The organism is Aliifodinibius sp. S!AR15-10, from assembly GCF_031569985.1.
Lineage (GTDB): Bacteria > Bacteroidota > Rhodothermia > Balneolales > Balneolaceae > JAMQKA01.
In genome coordinates this window covers 164,001-182,283 of the sequence record NZ_JAMQKA010000001.1, presented here as the reverse complement: position 1 = coordinate 182,283, position 18,283 = coordinate 164,001, and the positions used below count along the sequence as shown (strand labels likewise).

Genomic DNA, 18,283 nt, shown 5'->3' with positions numbered 1-18,283 from the left:
TGATCGCAACACTAATAAGTAATTCAGTTTTACCATGGTTTTCAGTTCCAAGAGTTTCGTTGTGTACCTTTTTGTGATTCTCCAGTTATGCGCTAATTCAAGAATTGCTGCTAATCCAGATTCTTCGGATGTCCATGTGTGGGAGATGATTGAGATCACCCTGGAGGCGGAGCTGGAGTATGAAAACTATTATACTGATGTACGACTTTGGGTAGAGCTAAAAGGACCGAATTTCTCAAAGCAGGTTTATGGGTTCTGGGATGGGGAAAATACCTATAAGGTACGCCTTGTAGCTACCAAGCCTGGAAAATGGACCTGGACAAGCAAATCTAATCAGCCGGGTGATGACGGACTTAATGGTCATTCCGGTACGTTTTATGCCCACCAGTGGACAGTAGAAGAGAAGGCAGAGAATCCCAATCGCCATGGGTTTATCCGGGCAACGCCGAATGGTCATGCACTGCAGTATGCCGATGGTACACCATTTTTCCTGACTGGAGATACCTGGCTGGCCGGAGCAACATGGCGGCTCCCGTTTCGGGATGCAAAGCCTCCTGCACAGTATGAACCTGGTCCCGGAATTGGATTTGAGGACGCTGTGCAGTATCGCAAAAAAATGGGGTACAACTCCGTGAGCATGATCTCCTGTTTCCCGAATTGGGATTCCGATATCAATCCCAGCACGTATGCCGATTCCAACGGCGTCTACCTCAGGAATGCGTGGGAAAAGTTTGGGTACGATGTGTCGGGAGGCAGGGGGCAGGACGCCTCGGGCGGGTCCAGCTACTGGGGCTCTTTCACCGCCAAAAATATGCGCGATGAATATGGCAACCTGCCGTTCGAGATGTCGGAAAAGTATGACGGGGTATCCAATTTTAATCGGATTAACCCGGAATATTTCCAGAGTCTGGACAAGAAAATGGAGTATTTGTCAGCCCAGGGCATTGTGCCATTGCTGGAAACAGTGCGCAGGGATGTCGGCCCCTCGTGGGATGCCTATTTCGATTTCAATGAGACCTATGCCCGGTTTGTGCAATACCTGGTCTCACGGTATGGTGCTTATAATATGATTTTCAGCGGCATTCATCTGGACTGGATTCCCGACGACTACAGCCTGACAGCCGATCAGTTCAACGAAGCGCTTACGTATCATCTAAAAGAATACGGGCCGCTTCCATTTGGGCAGCCGCACACCACCTTGATCAATAACTCTACCTACCTGCAGTTTAAGCACGGGGATGAAGTACCCTGGCTGACCATGCACAGCGTGGGTAATAACCCGCGTCACCACGGAGTGTACGAGTACCAGGAAAATATATTTGAGTTGGAGCCCCCTTACCCCACGATCAATTTTGAACCGTACTATACGGGGTGGGACCACAGCCTGACGACAATAGCGGGGGAACGTCCACCTGCCAACTCAGCTCGCGACAATTATTTCGCCCGGGCGCAGATGTATGGCTCAGTGCTCTCCGGTGGACTGTCGGGGCATGTCCATGGTACAGCTTCGTATGACATTACCACCACCGGTGAACCCGACGGGGCGCGACCCCATATTTGGGAGGCTCTGCAGTATGAATCGGGCACGTATATGCAGCACCTGAAAGCGTTCATGCTGTCGGAGGGAGACAGGTACAAGGAGTTGCGGCTGGCAAACGATCAGATTCAACCCCGGAAAGCAGAGGGGAGCCCGGAAGAAGGGTTGGATGGCTGGTCGTTTATGATGAAAACCCCGGATAATAATTTTGCCCTGCTATATTTCGAAAACGATGCAGCCTTGCCCACAGTAAGTGGATTTGATCCCAATACAACGTATCTTTTCCAGTGGTTTAACCCGGTTGATGGAACGTGGAAAGAGGTTATTAGTCTTAAATCTAATGAGAAAGGCATGCTTCGGATCCCGGATTTCCCCGAAGGGGAGGGACGCCCGAATACTGATTGGGGAGCGAAGATAAAAGTAGAAGAGTAATAATTTTAAACAGTTCCTGGTTGTTTCACGAAGCAGCACAAAGAAGTCACTAAGAATCGCAAAGATGAATAAACTTAACCTTTGTGTCTTCTCTGTGTAACTCTGTGGTTAATTTGAAAGGGAAATCCCAAGACAAGTAATTAATGAAACAGTTAATTTCACGTCGGAAATTACTTAAAATGATGGGCCTAACGGGAATGGGATTAGTTTCCGCTCCTTTAACGACCCTGTCGAACTACACCCAGGGGCAAGCTATGAGAAAACGTGCAATCCCATCGAGTGGAGAAGAGCTGCCTGTCGTTGGGCTGGGCACCTGGATTCAATTTGATGTTGGCGAATCCTCCACTGCACGCAAACCACTTAAAGAAGTTCTGCGGCTGATGGCAGAGCACGGTGGGGAAGTGATCGACTCTTCCCCGATGTACGGCAATTCTGAAGAAGTCGTTGGGGACCTCTCCACTGAGCTGGGCATTGCCGACCAGTTTTTCTATGCCACCAAGGTGTGGACCAGCGGGCGGCAGTCCGGCATCAACCAGATACAGGCCTCGATGCAGAAGATGCGGCGCGACACCATCGACTTGATGCAGATTCACAACCTGCTTGACTGGCAAACGCACCTGCAGACCTTGAAAAACTGGAAACAGGATGGCAGGATACGATATATCGGGATAACGCACTATACTACTTCCGCGCATGATCGGCTGGAGCAGATTATCCGGTCAGAGGATATCGATTTTGTCCAGTTTAATTATTCAATTCGAACACGAAATGCCGAGCAGAGTCTGCTGGATACCGCACTGGAAAACGGTGTGGCAGTCATCATCAACAGGCCGTATGAGGGCGGTTCGTTGTTTGGTGCAGTGAGTGGACGGGATTTGCCTGAGTGGGCTGCCGATTATGACATCAACAGCTGGGGGCAGTTTTTCCTGAAATATATCCTTTCCCATCCGGCGGTAACCTGCGTAATTCCCGGCACATCCGATCCGGAGCACCTTGTAGACAACATGGGTGCGGGGTACGGTCGGCTGCCGGACGAGCAAGGTCGTGAAAAGATGGTGCAGTTTATTGAGAAGTTTTAATAAGTAGGTGGTCCAGTAGTGAGGGGTTACTGTTGTCAATCCGGTTGTTCATTTTTTGAGCTATCAAATCCGCCGGTAGTCGGACTAAAGAAATGAACGAAAAAATCGCCACCGGAGTAAATTGTCGCTGCGTCCGCACTGCCTACTTTAAAACCATTTAAACTCGTTCCGCTGAACCTCCGCGAATCAATGGTTTCTTAACACTTCGGCTGTGCTCTCTCTTCCAGCGAAATTTACTTAGGGCGGTAAGTGTGGCTTTTACCTTATGACTATTGGACCTTAGACTTTTTGACCTTCGACATTAGGACCTTTAAACCTCGATCAACAATTTGAAAACTCGAAATCATCACGGAAGGGCGTGATGGATTATTTAGGAATCCGCAAGTAATCTTGTTGAAATATTATCTTCAATTAGGCTAAGTTGGATGAAAAGAATTAACTCCTACACCTATGTACTACCGCAGAAAAGCCATAGTAGCACTACTTCAAACCTTTGGTCGGGAGCTTTCTCCCACGCGATTCCAGTATTTACTCTTCCTTTTTACCAGGCGTCAAAAAGATCCGGCATACGAGTTTGTGCCCGGCACAGAGGGACCGTTCTCATTCCAGGCGGAATCCGACAAAGGTACAATGATTAAGTATGAGTTGTTAGAGGATAAGGATGATTGGGTTGTACTAACCGAACAGGATTACCGAGAGGAATTAAAGGGTGACGATCAGGATATATTGGTCGATTTGTATGATCAATACGAGGGCGAATCCTACCATAAACTCTTTAACGATATTTGCCGGGAATTCCCATTTTATGCGATCCGAAGTGATCCGGAGGCGTTGGAAGAGGAGGTTCGAAAACGGGTTGAACAATCGCGACCAGTAAACAGAGAACAGAAGATTTACACCATCGGTTACGAGGGCATCAAGGCGGAGACCTACATGAACCGGCTGCTGCAAAATGATGTGAGACTTTTGGTTGACGTTCGTAAAAACTCGATGAGCAGGAAGTTCGGTTTTTCTAAAAGCCAGCTGCAGGAGATGTGTGATGAGCTGGACATCACATTCATGCACGTGCCGGAACTTGGGATCGCCAAAGAAAAGAGAAAGGATGTCGATACCCGGGCCGAATACCAAGAATTGTTCAGAGAATACGAGGAAACAATTCTACCAAAAAGAACTCAGCAACTGGAGAAGCTATATGGCCTATACCGGGAATACCAGCGCGTGGCGTTGACCTGCTACGAAAAGGATCCGAAAGACTGCCACCGTCATAAGATTACCAACCGTCTTGAGTCAACATTTGAAATACCTGTGGAGCATTTATGAGCGTTTCCCAATAACCTGTGACTGTCAATTCAGGTGATTATTAATAATCTTTTCCAACGGTGCTGCCTGCACAACACCCGACTGTCGCCATTTGATTTCTCCATTTTTAAACAGGATTAACGTGGGTACACCCCGAATTTGATACTTCATGGCTGCCTGCTGGTTGGAATCCACATCAACCTTGATGATCGTCACTTTATCACCCAGCCTCTTCTTTAGATCTTTGAGAATCGGCTTCATCATTTTACAAGGGCCGCACCAGTCGGCGTAAAAATCAACCAGTACCGGCGTATCCCCGTTGATGAGCTCCATAAATTTGCTCGATTTTTTCTTCGTCTCCATGATTCCAAAATTTGTTGAGAATTTGTAAAGAATAACGTTTTTGGCGTTCCAATAATATACAACGTGACACTTTATTAAGGAATAGTAACCAGTCCCTTTCTGTATAACGATATCAATTTATTACTTTTCTTCCGGAGCTTTGCTTTTGTCACCTGTCTTTTTTCGTGAGGCGTGAATTCATCGGATGTGCCTTATCCCACCACGGGATGCCACGTATCCTACTGCGGGATGCCATGTATCCTATTGCAGGATGCCACGTATCCGACACCAGGATAGCATTGATCCCATACCAGGATACGTGCTGTCCTGCACGGTTTTGTAGGGCAAGCGACAGATTGTGATACCTTCCTGGTCCTTAAGTACAACTACATTCTTTTCCGGGAAATACCTTACAATATCATGTTAAAACCTTAAGTTTGGAATCGATTTATCCACCAAAATAATTGCCCGAGAATAATGGAAGAAACTCCAACAATACTGATCATTGGATATGTGTGGCCGGAGCCCAGCTCCTCTGCTGCGGGCACCCGTATGATGCAGCTGATCTCCATCTTTCAGGATGCCGGGTGGGAGATCACATTTGCCAGTTCTTCTGCAGAGAGTGAGCATATGGCAGACCTAGAAACACGGGGGATTAAAACGGAGGCAGTCGAAATCAACCGCTCTACTTTTGATAGCTTCATACAAGAATTGCAGCCGGATATCGTGATGTTTGACCGTTTCGTGGTGGAGGAGCAGTTCGGGTGGCGGGTTGCCGAGCATGCGCCCGATGCCCTTCGCATCCTGGATACGGAAGACCTGCACTGTCTGCGCCGCACCCGCCATGAAGCGGTTAAACAGGGCAGTGATTTTTCAGATCGCGATCTGCTCGCTTCTGATGTCGCCAACAGAGAAATCGCAAGTATTTATCGATGCGATCTTACGCTGATGATCTCCGAATATGAAATGGAGCTGCTGACCGATCTTTTCGGTGTTGATAAATCGCTGCTGCACTACCTGCCGTTCCTGATGGATACTATTGATGAGAAAACCACTGAACGATGGCCCTCATTTGAAGAGCGGAAACATTTCGTCACCATTGGCAATTTTCGGCATCCGCCCAACTGGGATTCGGTGCGATACCTGAAAGAAAAAATCTGGCCGCTGATTCGAAAGGAATTGCCGGCAGCGGAACTGCATATCTACGGGGCGTATCCATCCCAAAAAGTAACAGACCTGCACATGCCAGGAGAAGGATTTTATATTGAGGGCCGAGCGGAAGATGCGAAAGAGATCCTGGGCAAAGGTCGTGTTTGCCTGGCGCCGCTGCGATTCGGGGCCGGACTCAAGGGAAAGTTGGTGGAAGCGATGCAGAGCGGGACACCGTGCATAACAACGAGTATCGGGGCTGAGGGAATAAATGGCGATTTGGAGTGGAATGCCGTCGTTGTGAACAACCCTGTTGAAATTTCGGCAGAAGCTGTGCATTTGTACTCTGACAAAACCAGCTGGGAAAAATCGCAACAGCAGGGTATTGATATTGTCAACAGTCGCTTTCAGAAAGATGATTTTGAGTTGGACTTAATCGAACGAGTGAAGAGTATGGGTCGTAACCTGGAGAGCCATAGGCTGCAAAACTTTACCGGTCATATGCTGATGCACCACACCATGGCCAGCACCCGGTATATGTCGAAATGGATAGAGGAAAAGAATCGTTCTAAGTCATCTTGAAAGACTGATGTTATAGGCCGATTTTAGGTGACAAGATTAATTGTAACATGTTGAGCGATTGAGTTATGAAGCTATAATTTACAATAGAACCTCTCAGACATCCTGCATCGGGGTGCAGGATGTCTGAGAGATAATCCTAAATCACTCAACGCATTAATTGTAATGACTATTTAAAAGTAAACTGTTATGAAAATTACGATTGTTGGTGGTCACGGTAGCATAGCAATGCTGCTTCATCCTATTTTGAAAGCGAAAGGGCACGAGGTACGAGGTATTATCCGGAAAGAGGAACAAGCTGAGGATCTGCGCGAAGTTGGTGCCGAGCCGGTGATCTGCGATATTGAAGAAACCGCGGATATTTCTGAAGCCGTTGGGAATGTCGACGCTGTCCTGTTTGCTGCAGGTGCGGGGCCGGGCAGTGGAGTTGCACGGAAGTGGACTGTAGATCGTGACGGGGCAATTAAGCTGATTAATGCGGCAAAGAAAAATGGTATCAATCGTTACGTGATGATAAGTGCCATGGGGACCGATACCCCGCGGGGAAACGAGGTTTTCCGAACCTACCTGCAAGCCAAGGAAGAAGCTGACGAAGCGCTACGCAACAGCGGCTTGGATTATACAATTATTAAGCCCGGGCGGCTAACGGACCAAGAAGGCACGGGCAAAGTGTCGCTGGCACAGGAGCTTGAACGAGGCGAGATCCCACGCGCTGATGTGGCTGCCGTGCTGGCCGAAGTGCTTGAGACGCCCGAAACGGCTGGCCTGCAGTTAGATTTGGTTTCCGGAGAACAATCGATACCGGAGGCCGTAAGGGAAGTATCGGTTACAAAACAATAATACTTAATTCACAGGCAATGTCTTGAGTTGTCCTATTTGTTATCAACGAGTGTACAATAACTTATGATCGAAATTAAAGAGATGACCTCGGAGTCGGGGCTTCGAAAATTTGTTGAGTTTCCCTTTAAGCTCCTAAATAATAATCCCTATTGGGCACCCCCGATTATCAGGGAAGAACTGGAAACATTTGACCGCAAGAAAAACCCGGTGTTTAGCAATGCCGATGCTCATTTTTTTATGGCTTATCGTGATGGCAGGCCGGTAGGTCGTATAGCAGCCATCATAAACTGGCTGGAAGTGAACGAGCAAAACAAGCCCAAAATCCGGTTTGGCTGGTACGATGCCATCGACGATCTGGAGGTGACAGAGGCCCTGATTGCGGAAGTGGAGAAGGTGGGTCGGCAGCATGGCCTGAAATTTATGGAAGGTCCGGTCGGGTTTTCTAACATGGACAAGGCCGGTATGCTGGTTGAAGGCTTTGAGGAGCTTAACACCATGATCACTTGGTACTCGCTGCCGTATTATCACCAGCATTTTGAGGAACTGGGATTTGCTGCCGAAAAGGAATGGGTAGAGTTTAAAATTAAAATTCCGGAAGAAGGTCCTTCAGAGAAAGTAGAACGGTTTTCAAACCTTATCCTGAATCGCTATGATCTGCAGGTGATCCGGTTCAACAATAAGCACGAAATCCTGGAGCATGTGGATAAAATCTTTGAGCTCATTAACCAGACCTACAGCGGACTCAGCACCTACGTGCCGATCGGTCCGGAGCAGATTGCTTACTACAAACAAAAGTATTTTCGCTACCTGCACCCCGATTTCATCAACTGCGTGGCCAACAGCGAGGGCGAGATCGTGGCTTTTGCCATCACCATGCCTTCATTTACCAAGGCACTGCAGCGTGCCAATGGTCGCCTTTTTCCATTGGGTTGGCTGCATCTTCTTTGGGCTCGCTTTTTTCATCAGCGAGCAGCTTTTTACCTCATCGGGATCAAGCCGGAATACCAAAACAAAGGGCTGACCTCGATCATTTTTAAAGAGATGAATGAGATGTTCAACCGGCGCGGTATCAAAGAGGTGGAGACAAATCCCGAGCTGGAGGACAACAAAGCGATCCAGGCCCTGTGGAACAGTTATGAGAACGAGCAGCATAAAAGGCGAAGAACTTATCGGAGAGATCTGACTTGCTGAGGAACAAACTTCTTGGTGAGAAATCCGGGCTAGGAGTCTGTCGGACTTAGCTAAACCTACTGCAAAGCCGTCCGCCAGCCGGCAGACCAGATTTCGAGCTCTTTTTCCTTAAATAGGCCGCTATTCGCCGCAAAAGACCTCGGAATCTGTCTCAAACTGACAATTTTTCGTTATAATTTCCTAAGTCCGACAGACTTCTTGTACCTCCTCTGTCTCAAATGTCAGGGAGTAGGTGGTGCCCTGCGAGCTACTGGAAATATCAAGGTCAGCCGCAATCTGCTTGGCCATTTTTTTAATCAGCTTCATCCCCAGGGATCTAGAGGAAGCGGCTGAACTATCTGGCAGACCGACACCGTCATCGCATATATTTAAGGTCATTTGCCCATCGGTGATGCTGCTTTCAATAAGGATTTCGCCCTGCTCCTGTCCCTTGAAGGCGTGTTTGTAGGCATTGATTAATACCTCATTTAGCAGCAATCCAAGTGAGATAGAGCGCTTCATATCCAGCCGGGCATCTTCAAGGTTGAAGTTGAGTTCAATGCAGTTGCCGGGAGGGGCAAACGAGGAGTGCGTGAGGTTGGCGATTCGCTGTATAAATTCACTGATGCTGATATTGGAGAAATCTTCATTCTGATACAGTGCTTCATATGCCAGAGCCATCGATTTTATCCGGGAGCGCGAGGTCCGCAGCAGTTCAGGATTTTGATCGGCATCACTTGTCATCTCCTGCAGCTCAAGCAGGGCACCCACCAGCGCCAGGTTGTTTTTTACGCGGTGATGGATTTCTTTCAGCAGAAACTCCTTTTCCTCCAACGAATTTTTAAGTTTTTCCTGGCTCTCGTTGAGTTCTGCTGTCCGCTTGTCCACTTCCTTGTTCAGGTTGCGGTTCCATCCGCTTATAAGGTGGATGGCGCCGTATCCCGTGACGATAATAAGTCCCATTGAAATCCACGAGATAATTTCAAAGGATTCGAGCGCTCCCATCACTGAGACAAGGGTGATGTTGCTGGTGGCCGTCATGACCTCTTCGACACGCAGCTCACCCAGGATTTTACCGGATAAAATAAAGATGACCAGCACAACAGTAACAGAAATTACAGCTCCATACACCCATTTCAATGAAACCGGTTGCTGTTCCGGTATTTCGAACCACTGGTGCTTCACGTGTTCCATCAGCGGGGTGAAAAAGAACAAAAGCGGGCCGATGAAAAGGACCGATTGCAGGAAACTACCGCTCCACCATCCTTTCCAGATGGTTAACGTGTCCAGTGCGCTCAGTTGATGGGACAGGCTCCATATAAAAGAGCCCAGGGAACTGCTGACCGCTGCTATGAAAGAAACCGAGATAAAGAATGCAAGACTCTTGAGACTCCGGAGGCTGTAGGGAATTTTAAAGCTTTGATATGCCAGGGCCAGTATGGCCATGCCCAAAACAAAAGCAATTCCAAACAGCAGCGCCCACGTCCATTCCATGTTGGAGTGAAATGCAATAATAAAAGAGCTCAAAAATACCGGTATAAATCCCCACTCAAAGCCAAACCAGTAAAAAAGCAAAAGTCCTATAATCAGGGCGGGATTGAACAGGAAGAAATTGATCACTTCCGTGCTTTCATCCCCGATTACCATTCGGGTGTCTGGCAATAGTGAAATGGTTGCTGCCAGTGCACCGGCAATCGCCAATATCCAAAGGCCCACTATCGCTAGCACCCGCAGGCTGAAAGTCGAATTATTTGCCAGCAGGTAGTCTAATGGCAGTGGTTGCCAGGTGTATGTGTCGCTTTTTTGATAGTCCCGAGAGGTCAACGTCGAATTGATTGTTTTTATCTTTCAGTTCCCTACTGAAAGAATACTGTTTATTATTAAAAAACTCTAATGTTTATTAATTCTCTTAACTCCTCTGTTCACAAAATTTTAAAGTAATCTGGAGAGATAAAATGTGGGGCAGAAGGAACGGACTTTGTGCGGAGAAAATAGGTTAGGTCCTAACACTTTGAGCAGTTGAGTTATCATGCTATAATCTGCAATAACTTGAGTTAAGACTAACTCAAAATAATAACTGTCATCGCGAGGAGGCTTTGGTGATACCTGTTGGCTCCACGATGAAGTCGACGTGGCGATCTTCGTTTTTTATTTATCTAATCGGGAGACTGCCTCCCAGACAACTGTCGGGGTCCCGATGGTCGCTGAATCCCTCTTTTAGACAAGTTTTTATATCGAGTTGACGCTAATTTATTTTTAATGCCACGAACGTCATATCGTCATCTTGGAGCCCACCGTTCAGCCATTTTTTTGCCTGCTGCCGGAAATGATCAATGATCTTGTCCGGGGTTTCATCTGTTATTTCAGCCAGCACCTCAGGCATCCGGTCGTAGCCAAACATTTGGCCAAGCTCATTTACCAGTTCCGGGAGTCCGTCGGTGGCCAGAAGCAGGATATCGTCTTTCGCAATTTCTACAGTGGTTTGCCGGTACGGATAATCGGAGACGCTACCCAACGGCATCCCTTTAAGCGGTATCTGCTCAATGGTGTTTTCGTTGGCATGGTACAGCAGGGCGGGAGGCATGCCGGCACCTACAAGCTCAGCTTTGTTGCCCTTCAGCCTGATAAGCCCCAGGGCCATATAGAGCTTGGGCAAGTTCATTTTTTTAATAGCCTCGGAGCATCGCTGTAAAATGGAGATCAGGTTATCCTCATTAGCCAGCAGGGTAAACAAGCTCTTTGTTGCTGTAACCAGGGTGCCGGCCTTCGTGCCGTGACCGGTGGCGTCACCGATAATAATTGTCAGTGTGCCGTCATCACTCTTAAAAAAGTCATAGTAATCGCCACCCACTTCAGCTGCCGTCTGCATATAAGCCGAAATTGTGGCAATCGACGTTTGTGGTATCTCGGAAGGCAGCAGAGAGAGTTGCAGGTTTCGGGCCGCTTCCAGCTCCTGGGTTTGCCGTTCATTTTCGGCCTGCAGGTAGTTCGACATCGCCTCGGCGGCCTCGGTGCGTAATGTCGCTTTTTCGATTTCCGTTTGATGCACCTGCTGCAGGGCATCGTGTGCCCGTTGTTTCAACTTGAATCGGTTGTAGAGGAGGATCAGTATCACGCTCACCAGCAGGATGCCTCCAACAAGGACAGCCAGCCACAGGGTTTGCACCTCTTGCGTCTGCTGTAACAGTTCAATGCGCTGTTGCTGCTGCCGCGTGCGGTATTGCTCCTGCAACTCTGCAATCACCGATTGGCTCTCAGAGTTAAAGATCGAATCTTGTGCCATCCTGAAATTTCGGTAGTGCGTGAGAGCGTTTTCGTAATCCCCGTTACTTTCATAAATGGTATACAGCATTTCATAGGTATCCCGGATTAGGGACCAGCTCCCAATCTCTTCCGAAAGCGCCAAACTGTGTTCAGCCGCCACCAGGGCAGAGTCTGGTTCCCCTTTTTCAAGATACACTTCTGATATGTCGAGCAGCGTATTGGCTACGCCATACTTATCCCCGAGCGTTTCCCGGTTGTGTAAGGCTTCGTTTTGATATTCGAGGGCAGAGATATAATCCCCAAGATACATCTGGACCGACCCGACATTACTCAGGGCAATTGAGATGCTGTAGGAATTACCGCGTTCTTTCCAAATGGCCAGCGCTTTCTGATAATATTTCAGAGCCTCTTCATAATTTTGCAGTAGTTCATAAACAGCACCTGTATTATTCAATGTGGAGGCGATCTGATCCGGCATTTCCAGCTCATTCCAAACGACCAGCGAGCGGTCATAGAAATCAAGTGCCTCCTCATACTTTCCGACTTTTTGGTAGACAATGCCGATATTGGTAAGTGATGCTGCCGCCCCTTTCTTATCACCCAGGCTTTCTCGCAGCTCCAGGGCCTGCTGGTGAGCACGGAGCGCCTCAGCATAATGTCCCCTTACATCATGGATAATTCCGATATATCCTAGTGTCGTCGCAAGTCCCTCGTGGTCGTTTAGCTGTTTCATGATTTCCAGGGCCCGGCTGTGATAGTCCAGGGCTTCTTCGGTTTTCCCCTGTCGCCGCAATATGGATCCCATTTCATTTAAAATGAGTGGTTGCAGAAAATTGTTCGCCTCAATGTTCAAGGCGATGGCACTGTCCAAAAGAGCGATCCCGTCAGCGTATGCTCCATTATAACGAAGGATACGTGCCTCAAGCAGAAGAGCACGTACCAGGTACTCGTCGCGTTTCGCAGTATTGGCAAGTTTTGTAATAAGGTTGGCGTGGACCCATACCGAGTCATATTCATTACGAGCGTAGTGCGCCCATGCTTTATGGAAGAGGATATCAACTTCCAGGTCGGTATTGGGAGTATTTCTCAGGATTGAGAGGGCCTCTTCTGCATAGCTTATCGCTTCCGCTGGGTGATCTCGTTGAAGCGCCTCCGTCAGCTCGGAGAGTATTTCCACCGCCGGGATACCGCTTACATTCTTAAGTTCGGATTTAAGGCTGTCGATGTGCACTGTCTGCGCATAAAGTGAGCTACACTCCATAACAGCGATTATTATAAGTGGAAGGTACCGGTACATTCTCTCATTTATCATTCGAGTATAAAGGCTGTCCACTTAATCCAAGAACAAGCCTGTGAATCTATTTATGCCATAGTTTATGCAAATTATTGGTAACAAAATACCCTGTTAGCGCCTGGAGAAATTATCTTTGGAAGAAAATGAAGATCGGAAGTCGAAGATAGTATCCAGGATTTGGAATAATTATAACCCAGAGTGGCCCTGAGAAAGCACAGAGTTACCCAAAGAGAAACCTTTGTGGTTCTTTGTGTTGCCTTAGCGTTTCTCTGCGGTTACCATCTGAATGTTGTTGAAACGTTGAGGTGTTGAGGTGTTGAGGTGTTGAGTTGTTGGACAAAGGTCTAAGGTCCTAAAGTTAAAAAGTCATAAGGTAAAAGCCATTCTTACCGCCCTAACGTAAATTTCGCTGGAAAAGAGAGCGTTGCGAAGCGTATAGAAACCATTTTTGTCTGAGATCCGTGTTTTTCGGATCGAGTTTAAATGGTTTTAGCGGAGGCAGAGCGAACACAGCGACAATTTACTCCGGCGGCGATTTTTTTGATTCATTTCTTTAGTCCGACTACCGGCGGATTTGATCGCTAAAAAAATGGATACCTCATATCGATGAAGTCTCCTTGTTGTTCTATTTGAGATAATTTCTAATAGCGGTGTTCATTTTTCCTCACTACTATTCAGCAACTTATTTCAGTCCGCCGAATAAAAAATGAACATTCAAATAAGAATGAAGCCTCTTGACAGATTAATTTTTAAAACTAGGGAATAATCTATTACTTGATTTAAAAGGGTGAATTCAGCTTGTGAGCGTAAGCTTAATATTTTAACGGAGTACAATTGGGATTATCCAACAAAAGAATAGTTATATATCCAGGTATGTTTGCCCTCTGTCTTTGCATTTTGAGCATGCCGGGGATAAGCTGCAGTTCTTCCAAAAAGGTCGATAAACAGGAAGAGACTACCTCCGAAGATCAACCTTCCGATCCCGCCCCCGTGGATTTGCCCAATACCGATCGTCTTGCCCCGGGTACTGCCTTGGTCAGGGTGGCAGAAATTAAAGCAATCGACACAGAACGGGGTGATGAAAGTATTATGTGGGTGCTAACGATCAACGAGGTGTTGGGATATGGCTCGGCAACACCGCCGTTGGCTATTGGGAATGAGCTTGAGATCAATGCTACCAACTATTTTAAAAATGTTCCCTCAGATCCACGCAAACAGGCCCAAAAAAAAGAGCTCGTCTGCCTGATAAATCACCAGCAGGTTATGGGGCCGGATGCATCGTCAAACTGGAGCCTGGTAGAGATTTTTGAGCAACAGCAATAAAGGGTACGCTTATGAGGATACTTAAACAAGCACTGCTGTGGATGCTGGTCGTCTGCCTGGCAGCCTTCATTTCATGGATATACATCAGTGAGATAAACAGGTCAAAAACACAAGATAGTCTCCAGGAATCAAAAGAAGGAAATGAGCTGGTTGAGGCACTGGAGATGAACCGGGCGGAAACAAATGCTGCTCGCAGTGAATATTTCTTTCGTCTGCTACGCGATCCAGCCACCAACCGCATTCCCGAAGACATCAGGTCGCGGGAGCTGAATTTTGCGAAGCAGCTTCCGGTTCGTGGCAGCACGGTTCCCGGCCGTTCAAAAGCCACCACTGCCGCCGTCGATTATGTGTGGCACGGAGTGGGGCCGGTGGATGTCGGCGGGCGTACTCGTGCACTGGGCATAGATCAGCGAAACTCAAATATTATCATAGCCGGAGGCGTTTCCGGGGGCATATGGAAATCGACCGATGGGGGAGATACCTGGGAGATGAAGACCGATCCCAGCCAGAATATGAGCGTTTCCTACCTGGCCCAAGATCCCAACAACTTGGATACCTGGTATTATGCATCCGGGGAATTTCTCGGCAATTCAGCCCGCGACCAGGGCTCACGGGCTTTCTATCACGGGACCGGCGTTTATAAGTCAACCGATAATGGCGAAAGCTGGCAGCAGATTGTTGGCGACAGTGATGTGTTCTATAACAGCCAATTTGACTATATAAGCCGAATTGTGGTGAGCCCTGTGTCGGGATCAATCTTTATCGCCAGTAATGGATTCGGCATATACCGTTCTACCGACGGGGGACAAACATGGAGCCGCGTATTGGGTGAAGGGGCAACCTACTTTGATGTGAATGTGGGCCCAAATGGCAAATTGGTGGCCGTTGTCTCGGAAGCGGGACCTGGTACTGAGGACCCTGGAGTATATTTTTCTACCGATGATGGAGACTCATGGACATATGTGACCCCCAATTCTTTTCCCAACGCACACCGGCGGAGCGTGGCCGCTTTTGCACCGTCTGATCCCTCCATCTTTTATGTATTCACTCACAAAGGTTCCGGGGATAATCAGCAGGTCAGCTTCCACAAATTTACGCTGAATACGTCGGACACCGACACAGCCTCTACCGAGGATCGATCAGCCAACATTCCCAATTTTGGTGAACCCGTGGGCGGCATAAATGTGCAGGGGGGATATAACATGGTGGTGCGGGTCAAGCCAGACAATCCTAATTTCGTCTTTGTGGGCGGTGTTAACCTGTTTCGATCCACCGACGGGTTTGCAACCGCTCCCCTCGATTCTAATGATGATGGGGAAGATGACGCGTCAGAAAAGGATAAATATTGGATCGGGGGATACGCCAAAGTTAATAATGTGTCGCAATATTCCAACCACCACCCGGATCAGCATATCCTGGCCTTCGATCCCAACGACCCCAACAACGTGTGGTCGGGGCATGACGGCGGCTTGAGTTATACCGATGATATAACAGCAAGTGCCGTAAATTGGACAGATCGCGACGAGGGATATGTGACGTCACAATTCTACACGGTTGCTATTCCCAATGATCCGGAAAACCCTTCGGTGGTGGGCGGCACGCAAGACAATGGATCACCATATTTTGTGCTGGATGGTAGTATGAACCAGGATGGCGACTCACGGGATATTTCCAGCGGTGATGGGGCTTATGCTGCAATTACAGACAACCACCTGTTTACCTCTTCACAATTGGGGAGGACGCTGCGTTATGACCTCGATGAAACGGATACTTACAACTTTGAAGCTTACGTTCATCCCCGGGGAGCCCAAAACCAGCTGTTTATTCATCCCTATGCTTTAGATCCTGCTGATGAGTCTATCATGTATTACCCCGATGTGATGTCGCCGACACAAGACAAGCAGGGCACCCCGCGAATCTGGGTGAATACCACTGTTGATGAAATTATTAATTCAAATTCTGGAGGTGCTACTTCGGGATGGCAGGCGGTGGATCTGGATATATCCAACCAGTATTTGATTTCTGCGCTGGAGGTGAGCCGGAGGCCCACGGATGTATTGTATTATGCGGCTTCTTCTGGTTCCTCCCAACCCAAAGTGTTTAAAGCCACCGATGCCAGCGGTGGGTTTAATATCACTGATATCTCCATTGATGCGGCGCAGTCGGGCGCATACGTTCATGATATTGCGTTAAATCCCACGGATGGAAATGAGGCGCTTGTCGTCATGTCCAATTATAGTATTACCGGGCTTTTTCATACAACAGATGGCGGTGAAACGTGGACAGCGGTAGAGGGGAACCTGGAAAATGAAGAATCAGGAAGCGGAGAGGGACCCTCACTGCGAAGTGCTACTATTATGCCAACGGGAAGCAGTACCATTTACATGGTGGGCACAAGCATAGGACTCTTTTCAACGGATATTTTGGATGGCGGAAACACGAGCTGGGGACAGGAGTCGGCCAATGGACTGGGCAACACCGTGACTGAGTTTGTGACATCCCGGTATACCGATGGCATGGTTGCGGTTGGGAGTCACGGGCGCGGCATTTTCCTTGGTGAATATCAAGGAGAGCTTTCCTCTCCCGGGCCGCCGGGTGTACCCGATGGATTAGTGGCCACCTTTACTGCCGAATCGATTGAACTATCGTGGGAAAGTAACCCGGAAATTGATATTACGGGGTATAACGTTTACAAAGGACAGGAACCCAGCGAGTTAACGTTATTTCAAGAGCAGGTATCCGCTACCTCACTGCAAGATGCTGATACCAGCAAGCATTCCGCCTATTACGCCCTCACTGCCTTGGACAACGAGGCCTTTGAGAGTGATCGGAGCCGCCCGATCGCTGCTTTTCGGGAAATAAAGACGGTTGATGCCACTTGGCGATTAGTCGGATCACCGCTACTGGAAAGTGGCGATGCACAGCTTCCCGACGGGATCGACTTGATTGGATTTGAGGGTGTGTATGAAATTGTAAACCGGATGGAGCGGGGAAGAGGATACTGGAGCAAGCATACTGAGAAAGATAGCATTGTATACGCGGGCACGGCTCCTACACAACTGGACCTGAAGCTCAGGCAGGGCTGGAACCTGGTTTCCGGGATTGGCGACACGATCTCGGTGAGTGAAATACAGGACCCGAACGATATTTTGAGCACTACGCCTGTTAAAGAGTTTGCCAACAACAGCTACCAGGATGCGCAGGTGCTTGCCCCCACCGGCGGTTATTTTATTCACGCACAGAGTAAGGGTTTTGTGACGTTAGAAGTTGATACCAGCAGTTCATCCCAATTGAACAAGTTGCTGGCCGGCACTACCAAAAGCACACCACGGGGAGGACTTGATGCGCTCCTGTTTTCGAGGAACGGGGTGAACACATCGTTGTTGGTTAGCCGGGAGGGGCTTTCCCGGGAGGAAAAGCAGTATTTCCTGATGCCGCCCCAGGCCCCGGAACCGGTTATAGACGTCCGTACCGAGCAGGGATACAGTGTTGTCGATGAAAATAAAACTGAAATCAAGGTCACTACCTCCGCTTATCCAATACAGGTGCAGGTCGGCCCCAGCGTACCAAATGACAGGAGTTACCGTTTGATCGGGTTTAATAAAGGGGAGGAGATTCATTTTGATCTCCGGCCGGGAGAACCGGTAACAGTCGACCGATCCTATGACCGCTTGATCCTGGCAGGGTTGAATGAGGGAGAGATACCATTAACCAATGAGCTTTCACCAAATTATCCGAATCCTTTTAACCCTAGTACCACCATTGACTACCAGCTCTCGACAAAGGGAATGGTCAGCATGGAGGTGTATAACCTGGTGGGTCGGAAGGTGCAGACCCTGGTGAACAAGGTACAGAATCCCGGGAAATATTCGGTCACCTTCAACGCCTCGAGCCTTTCCAGTGGCACTTATTTTGTGCGTATTAAGGCCGGTGATTTCTACAAAGTTCGCAAAATGACCTTAATCAAGTAATACG

The 18,283-nt window shown here is 48.2% G+C and carries 11 protein-coding genes; 8 read left to right on the top strand and 3 right to left on the bottom strand.

Annotated elements, in window-relative coordinates:
• Window positions 1-34: 34 nt before the first annotated feature.
• From NC796_RS00730 to NC796_RS00720, 3 genes are all read left to right on the top strand, one after another.
• The gene (locus NC796_RS00730; protein WP_310681230.1) at window positions 35-1,969 is read left to right on the top strand and encodes a DUF5060 domain-containing protein; all 1,935 of its coding nucleotides are present in this window, start codon (window positions 35-37) and stop codon (window positions 1,967-1,969) included.
• 254 nt (window positions 1,970-2,223) lie between these two features.
• Complete coding sequence (locus NC796_RS00725; RefSeq protein ID WP_310681229.1) at window positions 2,224-3,048, top strand: aldo/keto reductase; 825 nt, start codon at window positions 2,224-2,226, stop codon at window positions 3,046-3,048.
• Window positions 3,049-3,498: 450 nt separating this feature from the next.
• Window positions 3,499-4,368 carry a DUF488 domain-containing protein gene (locus tag NC796_RS00720; RefSeq protein WP_310681228.1) on the top strand — a complete coding sequence of 290 codons (870 nt, stop codon included), beginning with the start codon at window positions 3,499-3,501 and terminating at the stop codon, window positions 4,366-4,368.
• A gap of 24 nt (window positions 4,369-4,392) precedes the next feature.
• Here NC796_RS00720 and trxA read toward each other — a convergent pair whose 3' ends face one another.
• Window positions 4,393-4,710 carry a thioredoxin gene (gene trxA, locus NC796_RS00715; RefSeq protein ID WP_310681227.1) on the bottom strand — a complete coding sequence of 106 codons (318 nt, stop codon included), beginning with the start codon at window positions 4,708-4,710 and terminating at the stop codon, window positions 4,393-4,395.
• Between the two features lie 456 nt (window positions 4,711-5,166).
• Between trxA and NC796_RS00710 the strand changes: the two genes are divergently transcribed.
• The 3 genes from NC796_RS00710 to NC796_RS00700 all read left to right on the top strand — a co-directional run bounded on the left by NC796_RS00710 (window position 5,167) and on the right by NC796_RS00700 (window position 8,448).
• Window positions 5,167-6,420 carry a glycosyltransferase gene (locus tag NC796_RS00710; RefSeq protein ID WP_310681226.1) on the top strand — a complete coding sequence of 418 codons (1,254 nt, stop codon included), beginning with the start codon at window positions 5,167-5,169 and terminating at the stop codon, window positions 6,418-6,420.
• 186 nt (window positions 6,421-6,606) lie between these two features.
• Window positions 6,607-7,257 (top strand): SDR family oxidoreductase, encoded by a 651-nt coding sequence (locus NC796_RS00705; RefSeq protein WP_310681225.1) that lies wholly within the window; start codon window positions 6,607-6,609, stop codon window positions 7,255-7,257.
• Between the two features lie 63 nt (window positions 7,258-7,320).
• Window positions 7,321-8,448, top strand: coding sequence for a GNAT family N-acetyltransferase (locus tag NC796_RS00700; RefSeq protein ID WP_310681224.1), 1,128 nt, complete (start codon window positions 7,321-7,323; stop codon window positions 8,446-8,448).
• A 180-nt stretch (window positions 8,449-8,628) separates the two neighbouring features.
• Here the strand turns inward: NC796_RS00700 and NC796_RS00695 are convergent, their stop codons facing one another.
• Entirely contained in the window at window positions 8,629-10,251 is a 1,623-nt protein-coding gene (locus NC796_RS00695; protein ID WP_310681223.1) for a sensor histidine kinase, read from the bottom strand.
• A 421-nt stretch (window positions 10,252-10,672) separates the two neighbouring features.
• Entirely contained in the window at window positions 10,673-12,952 is a 2,280-nt protein-coding gene (locus NC796_RS00690) for a tetratricopeptide repeat protein (RefSeq protein ID WP_310681222.1), read from the bottom strand.
• A 906-nt stretch (window positions 12,953-13,858) separates the two neighbouring features.
• Here NC796_RS00690 and NC796_RS00685 point away from each other — a divergent pair.
• Complete coding sequence (locus NC796_RS00685; RefSeq protein WP_310681221.1) at window positions 13,859-14,308, top strand: hypothetical protein; 450 nt, start codon at window positions 13,859-13,861, stop codon at window positions 14,306-14,308.
• Between the two features lie 11 nt (window positions 14,309-14,319).
• Window positions 14,320-18,279 carry a T9SS type A sorting domain-containing protein gene (locus NC796_RS00680; protein WP_310681220.1) on the top strand — a complete coding sequence of 1,320 codons (3,960 nt, stop codon included), beginning with the start codon at window positions 14,320-14,322 and terminating at the stop codon, window positions 18,277-18,279.
• Window positions 18,280-18,283 lie beyond the last annotated feature (4 nt).

Excerpts from the sequence above, each read along its gene's own strand:
- NC796_RS00730 (WP_310681230.1), top strand. The coding sequence starts at position 35 with ATGGTTTTCAGTTCCAAGAGTTTCGTTGTGTACCTTTTTGTGATTCTC.
- NC796_RS00725 (WP_310681229.1), top strand. The coding sequence starts at position 2,224 with ATGAGAAAACGTGCAATCCCATCGAGTGGAGAAGAGCTGCCTGTCGTT.
- NC796_RS00720 (WP_310681228.1), top strand. The coding sequence starts at position 3,499 with ATGTACTACCGCAGAAAAGCCATAGTAGCACTACTTCAAACCTTTGGT.
- trxA (WP_310681227.1), bottom strand. The coding sequence starts at position 4,710 with ATGGAGACGAAGAAAAAATCGAGCAAATTTATGGAGCTCATCAACGGG.
- NC796_RS00710 (WP_310681226.1), top strand. The coding sequence starts at position 5,167 with ATGGAAGAAACTCCAACAATACTGATCATTGGATATGTGTGGCCGGAG.
- NC796_RS00705 (WP_310681225.1), top strand. The coding sequence starts at position 6,607 with ATGAAAATTACGATTGTTGGTGGTCACGGTAGCATAGCAATGCTGCTT.
- NC796_RS00700 (WP_310681224.1), top strand. The coding sequence starts at position 7,321 with ATGATCGAAATTAAAGAGATGACCTCGGAGTCGGGGCTTCGAAAATTT.
- NC796_RS00690 (WP_310681222.1), bottom strand. The coding sequence starts at position 12,952 with ATGGAGTGTAGCTCACTTTATGCGCAGACAGTGCACATCGACAGCCTT.
- NC796_RS00685 (WP_310681221.1), top strand. The coding sequence starts at position 13,859 with ATGTTTGCCCTCTGTCTTTGCATTTTGAGCATGCCGGGGATAAGCTGC.
- NC796_RS00680 (WP_310681220.1), top strand. The coding sequence starts at position 14,320 with ATGAGGATACTTAAACAAGCACTGCTGTGGATGCTGGTCGTCTGCCTG.